The 17505-nt window shown below is 64.2% G+C and carries 20 protein-coding genes; 10 read left to right on the forward strand and 10 right to left on the reverse strand.

Annotation, left to right across the window (positions count from 1 at the left end; genetic code table 11):
* Positions 1-219 (forward strand): hypothetical protein (locus FEZ63_RS25375; RefSeq protein ID WP_210251580.1); only part of this gene is annotated, 219 nt, incomplete at its 5' end.
* Positions 220-280: 61 nt separating this feature from the next.
* Here FEZ63_RS25375 and crcB read toward each other — a convergent pair.
* Genes crcB through FEZ63_RS21100 form a run of 3 tightly spaced genes read right to left on the reverse strand, consistent with a single transcriptional unit; the run spans position 281 to position 3423 of the window.
* Positions 281-664: a fluoride efflux transporter CrcB gene (gene crcB, locus FEZ63_RS25825; RefSeq protein ID WP_244622923.1), complete on the reverse strand. Its 384-nt coding sequence runs from the start codon at positions 662-664 to the stop codon at positions 281-283.
* Complete coding sequence (locus FEZ63_RS21095; protein WP_150948234.1) at positions 660-1976, reverse strand: replication-associated recombination protein A; 1317 nt, start codon at positions 1974-1976, stop codon at positions 660-662. The genes crcB and FEZ63_RS21095 overlap by 5 nt, the downstream gene beginning before the upstream one ends.
* Positions 1977-2010: 34 nt before the next feature.
* Positions 2011-3423 carry a Do family serine endopeptidase gene (locus FEZ63_RS21100; RefSeq protein ID WP_150948237.1) on the reverse strand — a complete coding sequence of 471 codons (1413 nt, stop codon included), beginning with the start codon at positions 3421-3423 and terminating at the stop codon, positions 2011-2013.
* Positions 3424-3624: 201 nt separating this feature from the next.
* On the opposite strand from FEZ63_RS21100, the gene sfsA reads away from it, so the two are divergent.
* On the forward strand, positions 3625-4347 hold the full coding sequence (sfsA, locus tag FEZ63_RS21105) for a DNA/RNA nuclease SfsA (RefSeq protein WP_150948240.1): 723 nt from the start codon (positions 3625-3627) through the stop codon (positions 4345-4347).
* A gap of 57 nt (positions 4348-4404) precedes the next feature.
* On the opposite strand, the gene FEZ63_RS21110 is transcribed toward sfsA, so the two are convergent.
* Positions 4405-5103 carry a winged helix-turn-helix transcriptional regulator gene (locus FEZ63_RS21110; protein WP_150948243.1) on the reverse strand — a complete coding sequence of 233 codons (699 nt, stop codon included), beginning with the start codon at positions 5101-5103 and terminating at the stop codon, positions 4405-4407.
* A gap of 59 nt (positions 5104-5162) precedes the next feature.
* On the opposite strand from FEZ63_RS21110, the gene FEZ63_RS21115 reads away from it, so the two are divergent.
* Genes FEZ63_RS21115 through FEZ63_RS21125 form a run of 3 tightly spaced genes read left to right on the forward strand, consistent with a single transcriptional unit; the run spans position 5163 to position 6518 of the window.
* The gene (locus FEZ63_RS21115; protein WP_150948246.1) at positions 5163-5603 is read left to right on the forward strand and encodes a VOC family protein; all 441 of its coding nucleotides are present in this window, start codon (positions 5163-5165) and stop codon (positions 5601-5603) included.
* Between the two features lie 26 nt (positions 5604-5629).
* Positions 5630-5983: a DUF1428 domain-containing protein gene (locus tag FEZ63_RS21120; RefSeq protein ID WP_150948249.1), complete on the forward strand. Its 354-nt coding sequence runs from the start codon at positions 5630-5632 to the stop codon at positions 5981-5983.
* A 49-nt stretch (positions 5984-6032) separates the two neighbouring features.
* Positions 6033-6518, forward strand: coding sequence for a VOC family protein (locus FEZ63_RS21125; protein ID WP_150948252.1), 486 nt, complete (start codon positions 6033-6035; stop codon positions 6516-6518).
* Between the two features lie 73 nt (positions 6519-6591).
* Here the strand turns inward: FEZ63_RS21125 and FEZ63_RS21130 are convergent, their stop codons facing one another.
* Together FEZ63_RS21130 and FEZ63_RS21135 are read right to left on the reverse strand one after the other, a co-directional pair.
* Positions 6592-7149, reverse strand: a complete 558-nt coding sequence (locus FEZ63_RS21130) for a DUF1697 domain-containing protein (RefSeq protein WP_162419814.1) — start codon at positions 7147-7149, stop codon at positions 6592-6594.
* A 22-nt stretch (positions 7150-7171) separates the two neighbouring features.
* Positions 7172-7996 carry an FkbM family methyltransferase gene (locus FEZ63_RS21135; RefSeq protein WP_150948410.1) on the reverse strand — a complete coding sequence of 275 codons (825 nt, stop codon included), beginning with the start codon at positions 7994-7996 and terminating at the stop codon, positions 7172-7174.
* A gap of 158 nt (positions 7997-8154) precedes the next feature.
* Between FEZ63_RS21135 and map the strand changes: the two genes are divergently transcribed.
* Positions 8155-8976 (forward strand): type I methionyl aminopeptidase, encoded by an 822-nt coding sequence (gene map, locus FEZ63_RS21140; protein WP_150948259.1) that lies wholly within the window; start codon positions 8155-8157, stop codon positions 8974-8976.
* Positions 8973-9662: a RadC family protein gene (gene radC / locus FEZ63_RS21145; RefSeq protein WP_150948261.1), complete on the forward strand. Its 690-nt coding sequence runs from the start codon at positions 8973-8975 to the stop codon at positions 9660-9662. The genes map and radC overlap by 4 nt, the downstream gene beginning before the upstream one ends.
* Positions 9663-9839: 177 nt before the next feature.
* On the opposite strand, the gene FEZ63_RS21150 is transcribed toward radC, so the two are convergent.
* Both FEZ63_RS21150 and FEZ63_RS21155 read right to left on the reverse strand, forming a co-directional pair.
* Positions 9840-10436 (reverse strand): exopolysaccharide biosynthesis protein, encoded by a 597-nt coding sequence (locus tag FEZ63_RS21150; RefSeq protein ID WP_150948264.1) that lies wholly within the window; start codon positions 10434-10436, stop codon positions 9840-9842.
* Positions 10437-10566: 130 nt separating this feature from the next.
* Positions 10567-10836 (reverse strand): usg protein, encoded by a 270-nt coding sequence (locus FEZ63_RS21155; protein ID WP_150948266.1) that lies wholly within the window; start codon positions 10834-10836, stop codon positions 10567-10569.
* 185 nt (positions 10837-11021) lie between these two features.
* Between FEZ63_RS21155 and FEZ63_RS21160 the strand changes: the two genes are divergently transcribed.
* Complete coding sequence (locus FEZ63_RS21160) at positions 11022-12473, forward strand: patatin-like phospholipase family protein (RefSeq protein ID WP_150948269.1); 1452 nt, start codon at positions 11022-11024, stop codon at positions 12471-12473.
* A gap of 15 nt (positions 12474-12488) precedes the next feature.
* On the forward strand, positions 12489-13343 hold the full coding sequence (locus tag FEZ63_RS21165; RefSeq protein ID WP_150948271.1) for a methionyl-tRNA formyltransferase: 855 nt from the start codon (positions 12489-12491) through the stop codon (positions 13341-13343).
* A 104-nt stretch (positions 13344-13447) separates the two neighbouring features.
* On the opposite strand, the gene FEZ63_RS21170 is transcribed toward FEZ63_RS21165, so the two are convergent.
* Together FEZ63_RS21170 and FEZ63_RS21175 are read right to left on the reverse strand one after the other, a co-directional pair.
* On the reverse strand, positions 13448-15709 hold the full coding sequence (locus FEZ63_RS21170) for a calcium-binding protein (RefSeq protein WP_150948275.1): 2262 nt from the start codon (positions 15707-15709) through the stop codon (positions 13448-13450).
* Between the two features lie 85 nt (positions 15710-15794).
* Positions 15795-16313, reverse strand: a complete 519-nt coding sequence (locus tag FEZ63_RS21175) for a flavin reductase (protein WP_150948276.1) — start codon at positions 16311-16313, stop codon at positions 15795-15797.
* A gap of 268 nt (positions 16314-16581) precedes the next feature.
* Between FEZ63_RS21175 and FEZ63_RS21180 the strand changes: the two genes are divergently transcribed.
* Entirely contained in the window at positions 16582-17502 is a 921-nt protein-coding gene (locus FEZ63_RS21180) for a branched-chain amino acid ABC transporter permease (protein WP_150948278.1), read from the forward strand.
* The last annotated feature ends 3 nt before the right edge of the window (positions 17503-17505 follow it).

Raw genomic sequence — 17505 nt, forward strand, 5'->3', positions numbered from 1 at the left:
CGCGGAGCGGGCTTCGCCGCGATGCTCGCAGCCGCCGCCCTCACCGGCCGGGGCTTGCTCGCCGTTTTCGTCGCTGCCTTCGAGGCGCGCTTCTGCGGGTTGACCGGACGCACGGGCTTGTCCTCACGAGAGCGAAAGCCCTGCCGTGTGCCCGATCGTCCTTTGCCACCCCGGGCGCCGCTTTTTCCTGAACCGCTCTGTGTCATGGGACTTCGGTAACAGAGCGCCGCGCGAGCGGCAATCAAGCTTGCGCCGGCTGGACGCGAATTCGGGCCGCGCATCAGGCCAGCGCGCGAACCAGTGCCAGTCCCGCCACCAGCCCGGCGATGGACATCACGATCGACCCCGCCACATAGGCAAGCGCAAGGCCCGCATCGCCGCGCTCCCACAAGGCGATGGTGTCGAGGGAGAAGGCCGAGAAGGTCGTGAAGCCACCGAGAATTCCGGTGGCGACGAACAGGCGCGCATGATGGCTCAAGGTATGGCCGGAGCGAAATGCCAGCCACGCCGCGACCGTGCCCATCAGAAACGATCCGACGACGTTGACGCAAAGCGTCCCCCACGGGAATGCCAGCCCCCAATAGCGCGCGGTCCCGAGATTGACCGCATACCGCAGGCAGCCGCCGAGTCCGGCGCCGACAAAGACGAGGAGATATCCACTAATCGCCCCGACTCCTGCGTTCCCGCCGCAGCTTCTCCCACCAATCCAACCGCTTCCTGAGATCGCGCTCGAAGCCGCGATCGACGGGGTCGTAGAAGGATTGCCGGCCCAGTTTCTCGGGCCAATAATCCTGACCCGAGAAGGCGTCGGGCTCGTCATGGTCGTAGCGGTAGCTGTCGCCGTAACCGATCTGCTTCATCAGCTTGGTCGGGGCGTTGAGGATCGTTTTCGGCGGCATCAAGGAGCCGTGCTCCTTCGCCACCCGGGTCGCCGCCTTGAAGGCGTTATAGACCGCATTCGATTTCGGCGCCGTCGCGAGATAGACCGCCACCTGCGCCAGCGCCAATTCTCCCTCGGGCGACCCGAGAAAATCGAAGGCGTCCTTGGCGGCGTTGGCGATCACCAGAGCCTGCGGGTCGGCGAGCCCGATGTCCTCGACCGCCATGCGCACCAGCCGGCGGGCGATGAACAGGCGGTCCTCGCCCGCATCGAGCATCCGCGCGAGGTAATAGAGCGCCGCATCCGGGTCCGAGCCGCGGATCGTCTTGTGCAGGGCCGAGATGAGGTTGTAATGCCCCTCCTGCCCCTTGTCGTAGATCGGTGCGCGCCGCTGGATGATCTCCTGCAATTGCTCGGCATCGAAGATTTCGTCGGGCTTCGCCGAGCGCCACACCTCTTCCGCAAGGGTGAGGACCGCGCGCCCGTCCCCATCCGCCATCCGCACCAGGGAGGCGCGGGCCGCGTCATCAAGCGGAAGCGATTTTCCGGTGATGTCTTCGGCCCTTAGCAGGATATCCTGAATCGCCGTCTCATCGAGCGACCGGAACACCAGCACCCGCGCGCGCGACAACAGCGCAGCGTTCAGCTCGAAACTCGGATTCTCGGTGGTGGCGCCGACGAGGGTGATGGTGCCGTCTTCCATGACGGGCAGGAAGGCATCGAGCTGGGCGCGGTTGAAGCGGTGGATCTCGTCGACGAAGAGCAGCGTGCCCTTGCCGGTGGAGCGCAAGGCGCGCGCCGCCTCGAACACCTTCTTCAGGTCGGCGACCCCGGAAAAGATCGCCGAGATCTGGACGAAGTGCAGATCGGTTTCATGCGCCATGAGGCGCGCGACCGTCGTCTTGCCGGTGCCGGGAGGGCCCCAGAAAATCAGCGAGCCGAGCGACCTCGACCCGATCAGCCGTGTCAGGATGCCGTCGGGCCCGACCAGATGATCCTGCCCGACGACCTCGGACAATCTGGTCGGCCGCATCCTGTCCGCAAGTGGCCGCGGCGCGTCCTTATCCATGCCTGCGGAGGCAAAAAGATCGCTCATGAGGCCTCGGCCCGCGAGCGCTCGCGCTGGTTGCTCATCGGCCGAACACGGTCGTGAACACGCGACCGCCACGACTGACGGTGATCTCCCAATAGCCGCCGGTGCGTTGCGTCAGGCGCTCGATGTCCTTCGTGGAGGCAATGCGCTCGCCGTTGAGGGCGACGATCTGGTCGCCCTTCTGGAAACCGACGCTCGCGGCTACGCCCTGCTCATCCAGCTCCGCCACCACCACGCCGTCGTCGGAAATGTCGACCTGGAATTCTTCAGCCACCGCCGGCGACATGTTCACCAGGGTCGCGCCGGCAAGCGGCGAGCGCGAACGGACCCGCACCGGGTCCCGCGCCGGCCTTTCGGGCGGCGGGAGCAGAGCGACCCTCAGCTCTGTCCGCTTGCCATCTCGAAGAACGGTCAACGGCGTCTGGCCTTGCGTCCCTTTCAGGGTGAAACGGTAGCCGAACGCGTCCGGATTATCGATCGACTGGCCATCGACCGCGAGAATCGCGTCGCCGCGCTTCAGCCCCGCCTCGGCAGCCGGGCCCTTGTCGTAGATGGACGTCACCAGCACGCCGGTCGGGCGGGCAAGGCCGAGGCTCGTGGCAATCTCGCCATCCACCGATTGCAGCCGTGCGCCGAGCCACGGCCGCACCACTTTGCTCGAGCCGCCCTTGGCCGAGTTGAGCACCACGCGCGCCATGCTGGAGGGGATGGCGAAGCCGATGCCCACATTGCCACCCGATTTTGAGAAAATGGCCGTGTTGATCCCGATGAGGCGCCCGCTCATGTCGATGAGGCCGCCGCCGGAATTGCCCGGGTTGATGGCCGCATCCGTCTGGATGAAGAATTGATAGTCGGACACGCCCACTTGCGTGCGCGCCAGCGCCGAGACGATGCCCTGGGTCACCGTCTGCCCGACGCCGAACGGGTTGCCGACGGCGAGCACCAGATCGCCCACCTGCAGCGCTTCCGAGTCGCCCAGTTCCAGCACCTGCAGGTCCGTGGCGTTCTTCAGCTTCAGCACCGCCAGATCGGTGCGCGGGTCGCGCAGCACGATCTCGGCCTCGAATTCGCGCCGGTCGGCGAGCGCCACCTTCACCTCGTTCATGTTCTCGATGACGTGGTTATTGGTGATGACCAGGCCGGAGGCGTCCACGATGATGCCGGAGCCGAGCGAACTCTGGGAGCGGCCGGGAGGCACGCTGGGTCCGCCTTCGCCGAAAAAGCGGCGGAAAAATTCCTCCATGCCCGCATTCTGACGCCGCTCGGAGCGGGTCGCATAGACGTTGACGACGGCCCCGCTCGACTGGCGCACGATGGGCGCGAACGAAAGCTGGACCTGAGCCTTGCTCTCAGGAACGACGCGGGCGGTTTCCTGCGCTTCGGCGGCCGGGAGACCGACGGCGAGCACACAGGCGGCGGCGACACTAAGACGACGAAGGGCAAGGAGCATCAGAGGCGAATCCAATCGGGAGGTCACAAGGTTGGCATAAGACGTGGGGCGCGAATCGCCAAATTCCAGCGTCGCGGTTGGCATTCCCCACCCCGTCATTTGGGGTGGAGTTTTATCCGGCAGCCCCTCCGGGTATAGGTCCAGGCTCCGCTCTGTGGCCCCCGAATGGCGGGATGTGCTTTTTTCTTTCCCGGATGGCTCATGCTCTTCTCCGAACCCCTGCTCGAAGGCCGCCTGATCGAGCGCTACAAGCGGTTCCTCGCCGATATTCTTCTTGCCGATGGCTCCGTGGTGACGGCCCATTGCGCCAATCCGGGCGCTATGCTCGGCCTGAAGGAGCCGGGCAGTCGGGTGCTGCTGTCGCGCGCCGGCAATCCCAAGCGCAAGCTCGCCTATAACTGGGAATTGGTGGAGGTCGCCGCCGGCGGCGGGCCGAACCAGCTTGTCGGCATCAACACCTCCCGGCCCAACGCCCTCGTGGCGGAGGCCCTGCGCGGCAACCGACTCGCGCCTTTCGTCGGCTATGACCGCGTTCGTCCGGAGGTGAAATACGGCCGCAACAGCCGGATCGATTTCCTGCTCGAGAAGGACGGCGCCCCGCCCTGCTATCTCGAGGTCAAGAACTGCCATCTCATGCGCCAGCCGGGCTTCGCCGAATTCCCCGATTGCATCGCGGCCCGCAGCGCCAAGCACCTTTATGAACTCGTCGACATGGTGGAAGGAGGCGCGAGAGCGGCTCTCGTCTATGTGATCCAGATGGAGGCCGAGCGCTTCGACGTCGCCCGCGATATCGACCCGGTCTACGACCGGGCGTTTCGCCACGCATTGGCGGCGGGCGTGGAATCGTACGCCTATATGTGTCGGGTGAACGCGGAAGGCGTGGAGATCGAGCGGGCGGTGGAAATCGTGACGCCGCATTCGTGATGGAACGGCCCTGTCAGGTTCCAACATGTGAGATAATCATCGAACATCGGGCAGACGCTATCGCGAGGGCGAGACGCCCGCCTTCGGCGGAAGCGGAAACAGGGTCACGAACCGCGCGGCGAGCGCGCGATCTCCCTCGATCCGCAATGCGCCCGCCGCCTCCAGCGCCTCCAGTGGCTGGCCGCCGTAGATCGCAGCGGCGAGGATCGGCGCGGCGCCCGTGAAGACCAGATCGGCATCGTCGAGCCCGCCCCGCGCGATGGCGATCTCGCCGTTGGCGAGGTGGGCGAGATAGGTCTCAGCGCCGAGGCGAAAGCCGATCCGTGCATCGATTCCCTGCGCGCGCGCCGGATCGAGCATGGTGCGCAGGGACAACAGCAACGAGGTCGTGCTCAGCGGCAGGGTCGGATCATGCGTCGGCGAGCGCGCCGCCCAGCGGCCCAAGGTCTGGAAGATCGGCTCACTCTCGTAGCCCCACGCGGTCAATTCGTAGACTTGGGCTGCGGATGGCGGGGGCAGCTTGCGGCGCGCCACGATGCCGGCCGCCTCGAGGCCTTCGAGGCGCTGGGTCAACACGTTCGCGCTGATTCCGGGCAGGCCGGCACGCAGGTCGCTGAACCTTTTCGGCCCCATCATCAATTCGCGCATGACGAGAAGCGCCCAGCGTTCCCCCACCAGATCAAGCCCGTGCGCGGCCCCGCAGGCATCGTCATATCGGCGGCGCGGATGAGGTTCAGTTATTTTTTTTAACTTCATGGTTGCTTTTTATAACTCACCGCGACATCATCGTCAAACGCCAACCAAGAGGAACCCCCATGGCCAAGATGATTTTCGTCAACCTGCCCGTCACCGACCTTGCCCGTGCGACCGCATTCTATGAGGCGGTGGGTGCAGAGAAGAACCCGCAATTCAGCGATGGCACGGCGTCCTGCATGGTGTTTTCCGAGACAATTCACGCGATGCTGTTGACCCACGACAAGTTCCGCCAATTTACGCCGAAGGCGATCGCCAACGCGAAGGAAACCAGCGAGGTGCTGATCTGCCTGTCCGCCGATAGCCGCGACGACGTCGATGACATTGTCGGCAAGGCCAAAGCTGCCGGAGGCACCATCGATCCCGGTCCGAAGCAGGATTACGGCTTCATGTATGGCCGCAGCTTCGAGGATCCTGACGGCCATATCTGGGAAGTGATGTGGATGGATATGGCGGCAGCGCAGGAAGCGATGTCGTCCTCACCCGAGCAGGTCGGGGCTTGAGCCACCGACCGACAAGGAGAAATATCATGAGCTACGTCGATGGATTCGTTATTCCCGTGCCGGCTGGCAAAAAGGAGGCCTATCGCGCGATGGCCGCGAAGGCGGCGCCGATCTTCAAGGAATTCGGCGCGACCCGCATCGTCGAATGCTGGGGCGACGACATTCCTGATGGGAAGGTCACCGACTTCAAGGGCGCGGTGAAAGCCGAGGCAGGCGAGAACGTCGTCTTCTCGTGGATCGTCTGGCCGTCGAAGGCCGTACGCGACGAGGGCAACAAGAAGGTCATGGAGGACCCGCGCCTGAAGATGGAAGACGACATGCCGTTTGACGGCAAGCGCCTCATCTATGGCGGGTTCGAGATCCTGCTCGATAGCGAATGACCGCACCCCGCGCGTAATCCCGCCGAACCGATCCCAAAGGAGAGAGAGAATGTCCAAAATTGCACCCTGCCTGTGGTTCGACGGCGAGGCCGAAGAGGCGGCGAATTTCTACGTCTCGCTGCTTCCCGACTCGCGGATCGACCACGTGCAGAGGAACGTGGTGGACAGTCCGTCGGGAAAAGTCGGCAGTGTGCTGGTCGTTGCGTTCACGCTCGCCGGCCAGCGCTATCTGGCGCTGAACGGCGGCACGCGGTTCGAGTTCACGCACGCCATTTCGTTCGCGATGGATTGCGAGGACCAGGCCGAGGTCGACCGGTTGTGGAACGCTCTCTCCGATGGCGGGGCGATCGAGCAATGCGGCTGGCTGAAGGACCGCTACGGCGTGTCGTGGCAAATCGTGCCGAAGGCGCTGCACAAATTGCTGGGTGACCCCGATCCGGCGAAAGCGCAGCGCGTCATGCAGGCGATGCTGCAGATGGTGAAGCTCGACGTTGCGGGGCTGCAGCGGGCCTATGACGGCCGGTCGGCGGCCTGATCCGGGTCGCCGATTGCGCAAGAAGGTCGCTGAAAACAGTTGATGGTCTTCTCGGCAGACCGCCACGCTGTCTTCAGCACCAGCCCGCCATTTCATCGAGAGCCCGCGCGATCTTCAGGGCGGTGTTCCAGTTGCGATTGGTCCCGACCGCGCCGAGAGCCTTGAGGCCGAAGCCGGCCGGGATCTTCGAGGCTGAAATATTGCCTCGGCCGAACCAGATGTAGAAATCCCCGTCGACCGTTCGCTCGATCAACTCTTCGCCGATCGAGCGCCGTTTCAGTTGTTCGAGGCCGGCGTCGGGGAGCGGTGTCCGCATGGCCCAGACCAGCAGCCGCGCCGGCGCCTGCACGGCCTCCGTGCCAAAGGGATTGGCGGCAAGCAGCGAGCGCCATTGCGCGTCCGTCTTGACGACGATCTCGGTCGCCCGGCCATAGAACGCTTCGCAGGCCGCTTCGAGCTCGCGCTCCAGCGTGCGAGGCGCCTTGCTGGACCGGAACACCAGGTTGCCTGTGGCGATGATGGATTGCACGTCCGTGCCGCCGACCTGTTCGGCCAGGGCGCGTGCATCGGCCATCTTCACCCGCTGGCCGTTGATCACGATGCTGCGCATCAGCGCGATCTTCAACGACATCGCTTCCCCTGTCGCGGTACCCTCACCCGCGCTCATACACCACGTTCAGCCGGGTGTGCAGGATCAGCCGGTAGCCCTTGCTCTCCAGGAGCTCCGGCAGGTCGATCTGCCATTGGTCACGGCCGTCCTCGATGACGAAGAGCTTGGGGTAAAGCGATTCCGGGGCGTCGCGGAAGAATGGGTCGAGGATGAGGTCCTCGGCGCCTTCCACATCGAGCTTGATCGCATCGATCCGGGTGAAATTCTCGCGGTTGAGGAGGTCCAGCAGGGTGATGGCGGGCACACGGATGGCATCGGCCTCGTTCGGACCGACGATCTTCACGCTCGATTCGCCCTTGTTGCGGGGGTCGAGAAACAGCGTCAGTTCCCCGGTCTTGTCCGCGACCGCACAGGCGATGGCCTTGACCGTGCCGAACGGGTTCTGCCGGATATTATAGGTCAGCCGGTCGAAGATCTCGGGCTGGGGCTCGAGCGCCAGGATGCGTCCGGACGGACCCGCCCGCGCCGCCACGAACAGGGCGTAGCCACCCACATTGGCGCCTACGTCCACAAAGGTGAACCCCGGCGCGATCCGCGATTCGAGAAGGGCGAGCTCCTGCGGATCGAAGAACTGGGGGGTAAAGAGAATGCGTTTTTCACAGACATTGTTGTAGGGATAGAGCCGCATCCGGGCGCCGAGGGTCTCTACGTCCAGCGGCTGCCCTTTCAGGGATTGCACCGCCAGCCGGCGCAGCATAAAGGCCATGCGCCGGGGCGCCCAGCGGTTGGAGAAGGCCCTGGTCCGCTCAAGCGCCCATTTGGCAAATCCGGAGGGCGCATAGGCCCCGAAGGGACGAGGATCGTTCATCATCAATGACCTGGAAGCCGGTTGGCTCAAAAAATTCGGGGTGTCATGACACTCCGGCGTCGCATCCGCAAGTTCGGGCCGGTCGCGGCCGCTCCCCCTCTGGGCGCTTGCGCGGCGCGCGCCAATCCCTACATTCGGGATAACTCCAAGGACGTCTGATGACTGAGACCGAGATAATCGAGCGCAAGCGCAGCTCGCAGATACCCCTGCATGGCCCGGAGGCGTTTGCCGCCATGCGGCGGGCCGGGCGGCTGACCGCCGAGGCGCTCGACATGCTGGCGGCCGAGGTCGCGCCCGGCGTGACCACGGATCATCTCGACCGCCTCGTCTTCGATTTCGCGCGCGATCATGGGGCCTATCCGGCAACCTTGCATTATCGCGGCTACACCAAATCCACCTGCATCTCGATCAACCACGTGGTCTGCCACGGCATCCCCAACGACAAGCCCCTGCGCGAGGGCGACATCATCAATATCGACGTCACGCTGATCCTCGATGGCTGGCATGGCGATTCGAGCCGGATGTACTATGTCGGCGAGGTGCCGCGCCGGGCGCAGCGGCTCTGCGAGATCACCTATGAATGCCTCATGCGCGGGCTTGCGGCGATCAAGTCGGGTGCGTGGACCAACGATATCGGCGCCGCCATCCAGACCTATGCCGAGTCGGAGCGGTGCTCGGTCGTGCGCGATTTCTGCGGCCACGGCCTGGGTCAGGTCTTCCACGATTCCCCGACGATCCTTCATTATGTGGAGCCGTCCTACAACGTGGAGATGAAGGCCGGGATGCTGTTTACCGTGGAACCGATGATCAATCTCGGTCGCCCGCAGGTAAAGGTTCTGTCCGATGGCTGGACCGCCGTGACCCGCGACCGGTCGCTGTCGGCGCAATTCGAGCACACGATCGGCGTCACCGAGACCGGCTGCGAGATCTTCACGCTCTCGCCCAAGGGATTGGACCAGCCCTACGCCCCCGCCTCATGAGCGGCCCCGAGGACACGCCGCATTACCACGGCCACCGTGACCGGCTGCGCACCCGATTCACCGAGGTCGGCGGCGATGCGATGCCGGATTACGAATTGCTCGAACTCGTCCTCTTCCGCTCCATTCCGCGCCGGGACGTCAAGCCGCTTGCCAAGGAGCTGGTGCGCCGCTTCGGCTCCTTCGCGGAAGTTCTCGCCGCCTCCCCCGCCCGGCTGATGGAGATCGAGGGGCTCGGTGACAGCATCATCGTCGATTTGAAGATCATCGAGGCCTCCGCCCGTCGCCTTGCCAAGGGGGCGGTCGCCAAGCGGCCGGTTCTGTCCTCCTGGAGCTCTGTCCTCGAATATTGCCGCACTGCCATGGCGTTCATGGACAAGGAGCAGTTCCGCCTGCTCTTCCTCGACAAGCGCAATGCGCTCATCGCCGACGAGGTGCAGCAATCCGGCACGGTGGATCACACGCCGGTCTATCCGCGCGAGGTCGTCAAGCGGGCGCTGGAACTGTCGGCATCGGCGCTGATTTTGGTCCACAACCACCCGAGCGGCGATCCGACACCGTCCTCGGCGGACGTCAAGATCACCCGCGACATCATCGAAATCGCCGGCCCCTTGGGCATTGCCGTGCACGACCACATCATCGTCGGGCGCGAGGGGCACGCGAGCCTGAAGGGGCTCAAGCTGATTTAGACTAGGTCTCCGTTAATTTCGCGCGCCCTCCCGTCATTCCGGGGCGGCGAAGCCGAGCCCGGAACCCAGACGCCGTGTCGCCTCCGAATAATCCCAACCAAGCATTTTCCGCTGCCGTCAGCGTTTATGGGTTCCGGGTTCGCGCTCCGCGCGCCCCGGAATGACAGTTAGGTCGCCTCAGAAGAAGCTCCCGATCCCGGAGAAAATCGCGTAGACGAAGCCGAGGCTCAGGGTCAGGCCGACCGAGCCGATGATCAGGCCGCCGACTACCACGAGCCCATCCCGCTCCACGAGGCCGAGACCTACGAGGCAGACGGCGATCCCCAGCGGAATCTGGCCGACGAAGGGCGGTGCGAACAGTAATCCCAGCGCCAGGATCAGGATAACTACGCCCATGAGCCGCATGGCGACGGGATTGTCGAGAAAGGTCATGCGCGGCCGCGAGAAGCGTTCCAGCCGGCGGAAAGCCGGCATCGCCCGGGCAACCGCCCGGTCCACATCGACGCTGGCGATAGAGCGCCGCAACAGCACATCGGGCAGCCACGGCGTGGGGCGTCCGACGATGATCTGGACCGCCACGAGCGCCAGCAACAGGCCACAGATCAACGGGATCGGCGGCGGCATCGGCAGGCAGTTGGGAAGCCCCAGCAGCACGATGAGAACCGCGAAGGCACGGTCCTGCAGAACCGCCATGATGTCACGGACGGTGAGGCGCTCCCCCGGCTGCGAAGCGAGAGCCGCCAGGATTTGAGAAGTGCGTGCTGCAGATAACAAGGAGGCCCGGCAAGTTCGAGGACGCTCAAGGGAGAGGCTTCTCTACCCGAGTTGCTGCGGCGGGCCAAGTGCGGCCAGCGCCGCGCGGCAATTCCGCGGCCGGCCAGGCGACGGCAAGCGCGGCTTTCGGTCAGTGCAGCGTGATCTCGCCGTCGACGCGGCGGATTTCCGCCGGCCGGATCAGATGGGAATGACACACCCTCACCGAGTGCAACGGCCCCGCCAGCTCGCGATTCCAGAACTCCAGAAATTCCAGCAATACCGGAAACCGCGGCGCGACGTCGTATTCCTGCCAGATGTAGGTCTGCAAGATCTTCGGGTGATCCGGCAGGCGATAAAGGATGTTTGCCGTTGTCAGCCCGTAGCCTTCGAGTTGTCGAATGAAGTCGCGGGAAACCATGGGACCTCCTTGGGCGGCGCCGGAATTTCCGTCGCCAATACTTAAGGTCAAACCGAAGCGCCGGGCCCCGGTTCCCTGTCGGCGGTCACCGGAGGAAGCTTCGGCATCGAGTGTCGCGCCTGCCCTATTGAGACTTCGTAAACACCATCGTATTCCATGATCGCAATGGGATTGGGGGGAAAACGATGGTCGCTTTTCGGAGCCGGTGGACCGGTGCGCTGTTGGCCGTCGCGACCACGGCGCTGACCGCCTGCGCCGGCGCCGTCTTCAACGATCCGATCAATGAGCCCATTGCCAGCGTCGCCGACCAGGGCGGATGGCCGCTCGGGCCTGATCAGTTCGGCTCGACCGTCGTGGGCGTCGCGTTTTCGGGTGGCGGCATGCGCGCCTCGGCATTCTCGTACGGCGTCCTGAGCGAACTCGATCGCTACGAAATCCAGACCGATCGCGGCCCACGCCGGATGACCGAGATGGTCGATCTCATCTCCGGCGTGTCGGGCGGCTCGGTCACCGCCGCCTATTTCGGTCTGAAGGGCCGCGAGGGTCTGCCGGCGTTCCGGACGCGCTTTCTCGATCGTGACGCCGAGCAGGGCTTCGACACCGACATCAACCTGACGAGCATCGCGCGCATCCTCCAGGATGGCGGCGCCAATGACCGGTCGAAATTTCCGCGCTGGCTCGACGAGAACGTTTTCGACGGCGCCACTTATGCGAGCCTCTTCGCCCGCAAGCGGCCGCTGGTCTGGATCGCCGCCTCGGACATCTATTCGCGCGTCCCCTTCGTGTTCGAGCCGATCACCTTCAACGTCCTGTGCAGCGATCTGAGCAAGGTGAAGCTGTCGGAGGCGGTGGCGGCGTCGGCCGCGGTGCCCGGCGTGTTCATTCCCATGAACGTGGAGAATTTCGGCGCCGGGTGCGGCGGCAAGGTCCCGCAATTCATGCAGCGCGGCGCAGTTTCCGATACGTCACCCGCCACCCTGCAGGCCAGCGGCGCGGCTCTCATGCGCTATCGCGGCGATCCCGACCGCTACCGTTACGTGAAGCTCCTCGATGGCGGCCTGACGGACAATTTCGGCATCCACTCGCTCGCCATCGCGCGCTCCGAGCGCGATCGTCCCTATATGCCGATGACCGCCGAGCAGGCGGTGCGCGTCAATCGCTTCCTCTACATGGTGGTCGATGCGGGGCGCGGGCCGGCGGGCGATTGGCAGCGCAGCATCGATTCTCCCGGAGGCGTGGAGATTGCCAGCATCGTCACCGACGTCGCCATCGATTCCGGCGTGTATAAAGGCTACGACTACTTCACGGCGATCATGAAGGACTGGCAGGCGGATTTGCGCCGCTGGCGCTGCTCCCTGTCCAGCGGCGAGGTGTTGAAATTGCGCGGAACGCTTCAGGGTTGGCGCTGCGCCGACGTGACGTTCTCGGTCGGCCGCGTCACCTTCGCCGATGCCGGGCCGGACCTGAAACCCCTGCTCGATCAGGTGCCGACGCGGTTCAAGCTCGATCCGGCCACCATCGACGTGCTGGTCACCGGCGGCGAAACCGCCTTGCGCAACAACACCACGTTCCGCAACTTCATCGGCAAGGCCGCACGCCGGGACCTGTCGGCGTCGCTTGCTCGATCATTCGATTGAAGGCGTCGACTTGAGATGCGCTTTGCCTTCGCGGGAATCGACTTTCTGGGAGACGTGTTCGACACGCTGATCGCCAAGGGCTGGCAGCCGGTCAAACTCTTCAGCCGGCCCTGCGACCGCGTCTACGACTTCAACGACGTGACGGTGACGCGCGCGCAGGCGCTCCATATCCCGGTGCAAATGTCGCGCATGCAGCCGGCGGATCTCGCGGGCCTGAGCGCGCTCCGTTGCGACGCGCTGATCGTGGCCGGTTATCCCTGGCTCATCCATGGGTGGCAGGCGCATCTGCCCTACGCCGTCAATTTTCATCCCTCGCCTTTGCCCGAGGGCCGCGGCCCCTATCCGCTCTTCCGGGCGATCCTCGATGCGGCGCCCGAATGGGGAATGTCGGCGCATATCATCGACTCGACCTTCGATACTGGCGCCGTCATCGCGCAGCGGCGTTTTCCGCTTGCCCACGACGAGACCCACGATCTCCTGCTCGCCAAATGCCAGATCGCCGCGAGGGAGATCGCCGGTTCGCTCGCCGACGATCTGCCGGGCCTCTGGCGCGAGGCGAAGCCGCAAGGCGCCGGCAGCTACTGGCCGCGCACGACACCGGCGCAACGCACCGTCGATTGGTCGGGAAATGTCGACGACGTGCTGCGCACGATCCGCGCCTTCGGCTCCATCGAATCCTTCGCGCGCATCGGCTCGCAGCTCCTGCACGTGTGGGAGGCATCCGGCTGGCGGCAGGCGCATGCCGAGAAACCCGGCACCCTCGTCCACAAACACCGCCGCCACCTCATCGTCGCGGCCCGCGACGGCTTCGTGCAGGTGACCGGCTGGAGCGCCTATCCGCCCGGCGCCGGCCGGCCGCCCGTGCGCTGATCGCCGACCGGCAATGCGAGCGCCGGTCGAGAAAAGTCATGCGCCGGCGAAGAGACGGGTTAAACGATCAGCGCGGGACTTGAATCGCTCCACCGCCCGCGGCGTCAGATCACGAAGAAATCCAGCGCCGACATCTTGAGCTTCTTCGACAGGGTGGAGATCTCGACGGCAGCGCCCTGGCCCGAGCCATCGGCATCGTACCAGAGCACGCCTTTCTTCTTGTCGTAGACGACGTAGTCGTTCTTGTCGCGCGCCTTGTCACTGATCTTGAAGAACGCCTTGTTCAACTTGCCGGGTTTGGTGAACGAGCCCTTGCCGAGTTTCTTGAACACGGAATTATCCAGGTAGATCGTGTCGTCGACCGGTTTGAAATCGGTGATCTTGTCGCGGTTGAAGATCTTGTTCGGCTTGGTGTCGAACACGAAAGTGTCGCGACCGGTGCCGCCGCTTAAGGCATCCTTCCCGTTCTTGCCATACAGCACATCGTCGCCGCCCATGCCGCGCAGGCTCGACCAGCCGGAATTGCCGCGGATGATGTTTGCGGCGGAATCGCCCGTAAGGCTGAGCGTGTCCCAGAAGCTGGACGCATCCGCTTCCAGCAATTCGATGCCGGAGCCTTCCTGCAGCGCGAAGCTCGCGCTTGCGACAACCTTGTCGTAGCCGCTGGCATCGGATACGCGATCACCCTGGCTATCGATGATGAACACGTCATCACCGCCGCCGCCGATGAGCGTGTCGTCGCCGGATCGCCCGTCGATCGTGTTGGCGCCCTCATTGCCGGTGAGTCGATTGTTGTCGGCATTCCCGGTCAGGAAGGCGACACGGGCTCCGCTCGCGGCCGTCAGCGCCTCGATGGTCGATACGGCCTCGAGAAACACGTCCTCGAACACCACCGCCGTATCAAATCCCTCGCCAACTTCCTCGAAAGCCACATCCGAAAGATTCCGAAGGATGTAAGTGTCGTCGCCGGCGCCCCCGGTCAGTTCGTCAAGGCCGTCGCCGCCATCCAGAGTGTCATCGCCGGTTCCCCCATACAACGTATCGGCCCCGGCACCACCCTCCAGGACGTCGTTGCCGTCCGCGCCGTTGAGCCAGTCCTTGCCGTTGCCGCCCCTCAGCACATCGTGAAAGGTCGTGCCGATGTAATCGTCGTCGGCATCCGTCCCTGAAAGCGACACGGCCTTGGTGCGGATTTCGAGGATCTGCCCGCTGATGCCGACCGGGTCGAAAATTCTCCCGCTGTTATCCAGCCACGCAGTCATCAGCCGGCCGTCGGCGAGGGTCGTGACGGATGAGACGCCTTTCGATCCCTCCACATCCACCGGGCTGATGAGGGTATCGGCGCCGATCCGCTGACCGGTGCCGTCGAACATCGCCGCTCGGATACCCCAACGCAGCGCCGATGCGGGATTGGTGTAGGTGACGGCGAAGCCGCCCTCCGGCAGCGCCGTGACGCCGATCTTGTCGTTCATATCGGGAGCTGTCGCCAGGGCGATTCCGTTGACGGTGAAGGCCGTGCCCGAAGCAGTGCCGTCTGGTTCGAACAGACGCGCCTTGATGGCCTTTGCGCCGTCCGCCGCTTCTTCGGTCCACACCGCGACCAATCGGCCATCGGCGAGGCGGGTCGCGGCCGGACCGCGCACGTCTCCGCCTGGGAAATCGGAGATCGCAAATTCTGTCGAACCAACACCGTCATCGCCGAAAACTCGGCCGCGAAGAACGGAATTCGAGGTGGCGTCATCCCATTCCACAAACACGACTGCGTAGCCGTGTTCGAGACCGACGACCTCAGGTAGAGCCTGAAGCTTTGCGGCATCGATGGCCACCGTGGAATCGGCAACCGCGACGGGCTGCAAATCGGCACCATAGACGCGCGCGCGGACGTGGCTGTAATCCGTGGTCGGATTCACGGCGCCAAAGTCCGAATAGGTAACGACAAATCCGCCATTGGCGAGGGCGTCGATCGACACTTCGACCTGGTGCTCGGCACCAGTCGTATTGACCCGGAAATCCGGCCCCACCGCGGACCCGTCGGGATTGAAGACGCGGGCGCGGATGCCCCAGCCGGGTTCCCCGTCGGCGCCGCTGTCATCCGCCCAGGCCACAACGAAACGGCCGTCGCTTAGCACGGCGATCGTCGGCTCCGCCTGCGTGTTGGCGCTGGTGCTGTTGATGACGAATTCAACGCCATGCTTGTTGCCGTCCGCATAGAATAATTGTCCGCGAAGCTCGGTGGTCGCTCCTCCGCGATCTTCCCATACGGAAACGAAGCCGCCACTGGCGAAGGCCTGCACGGCCGGGAAGGTCTGGTCCCCCTCCCAGGTCGAATTGACGAAGAATTCCGTTCCCCACAGAGAAATGGACATGGCGTCTCACAGCGATTGATGATTACGTTATGTAACAACGTTTTATCTCGCCTTCGACCCGAGCGCAAGGGCATCAGTCAACGGTTTAGAGCGAGCGGTACCCGCGCCCCCGGTAGACCAGCGCCGGCCGCTCCTGCCCGAGGCGGATGTCGGTGATTTCGCCGATGAGGACATGATGGGTTGCCACGATGCGGGCATCGCTCAGCCGGCATTCAAAGGAGACGAGGCTCGAGAGGAGAAGGGGCAGGCCGAGGGCGCCCCGCGCCCATTGGCCGACGGCGAAGCGCTCGATCCCGTAGATGCCGTTGCGTCCCGAGAAGGTGTCGGCCACCAGAACGTCGTCATGCGCAAGGGTATTGACGGAAAAGAGGCCGTTATCGAGCAGCGTCCTCACCGAGCGGCTGGCCGTGTTGACGCAGACCAGAAGCGATGGCGGCGCGTCGGTGACCGGGGTGACGGCCGTGGCGGTGAAGCCTCCCTTGCCCGAAGGACCGTCGGTCGCGACCACGTGAACGGCCCCGGCGACGCGGCTCATGCCTTCGCGAAAGAGCAGCGGGTCGGCCGCGGCAAGAACCGATTCGGGTCCGGATTTCGTCGTCAGCATACGCGTCTGCTCTCCTGCCGGCAGTAGTGCACCTCTTCATATAGGCAATCGAACGATACGTAAGCCTTATCGAAGCTCACCTTTTCATCACCTCGGTGCGAAACGGCTCCCATAAGGGCAACTGATAGGATTCTTAACAGAACGTTGTCGAATGAAACCGGGGCTGCTAGACACCCCCACCTTACGTCCGGCTTGGCCTCGCACAGGCATCGTGCTTTGCTATGGCGTTTCCCAATAATGACCCCATCCAGAGGGGCAAGGGTAGGATATGGAAATTTTCGTCCAGCAGCTCATCAACGGGCTGACACTGGGGTCGATCTACGGCCTCATCGCGATCGGGTACACGATGGTGTTCGGCATCATCGGCATGGTGAACTTCGCCCATGGCGACGTGTTCATGCTCTCCGCCTTCATCGCGCTCATCTTCTTTTTGATCCTCACCACATGGCTCGGCATGACATCGATCGTGCTGGCGCTTCTGATCGTGCTGGTGATCGCCATGGTGCTGACCTCGCTGTGGGGCTGGGCCATCGAGAGAATCGCGTATCGCCCCTTGCGCGGGTCCTTCCGCCTCGCCCCGCTGATTTCCGCCATCGGCGTCTCGATCTTCCTGTCGAACTTCGTCCAGGTGGCGCAGGGCGCACGCAACAAGCCCACCCCGCCGATGATGCGGGAGGTGATCGTGCTGTTCCAGGGCGAGAGCGGCTACAATGTCGCCCTGTCCTACAAGCAGATCGTCATCATGGCCTCGACCGCCGTGCTTCTGGCGATTTTCTGGTATCTGGTCCAGAAGACCTCGCTCGGACGGGCCCAGCGTGCCTGCGAACAGGACCGCAAGATGGCGGCCCTGCTCGGCATCGACGTGGACCGCACGATCTCGCTCACCTTCGTGATCGGCGCGGCCTTGGCGGCGGTCGCCGGCACTATGTATCTGCTCTATTATGGCGTGGTCAGTTTCAACGACGGCTTCGTGCCGGGCGTGAAGGCCTTCACGGCCGCGGTTCTCGGCGGCATCGGATCGCTCCCGGGCGCCGTTCTCGGCGGGCTGATCATCGGTCTGATCGAGACCTTCTGGTCGGCCTATTTCTCCATCGAGTACAAGGATGTGGCGGCCTTCTCGATCCTCGCCATCGTGCTGATCTTCATGCCTTCCGGTATTCTCGGGCGGCCTGAAGTTGAGAAAGTTTAAGGG

The organism is Microvirga brassicacearum (genome assembly GCF_008757455.1).
In the GTDB taxonomy this organism is placed as follows: Bacteria; Pseudomonadota; Alphaproteobacteria; order Rhizobiales; family Beijerinckiaceae; genus Microvirga; species Microvirga brassicacearum.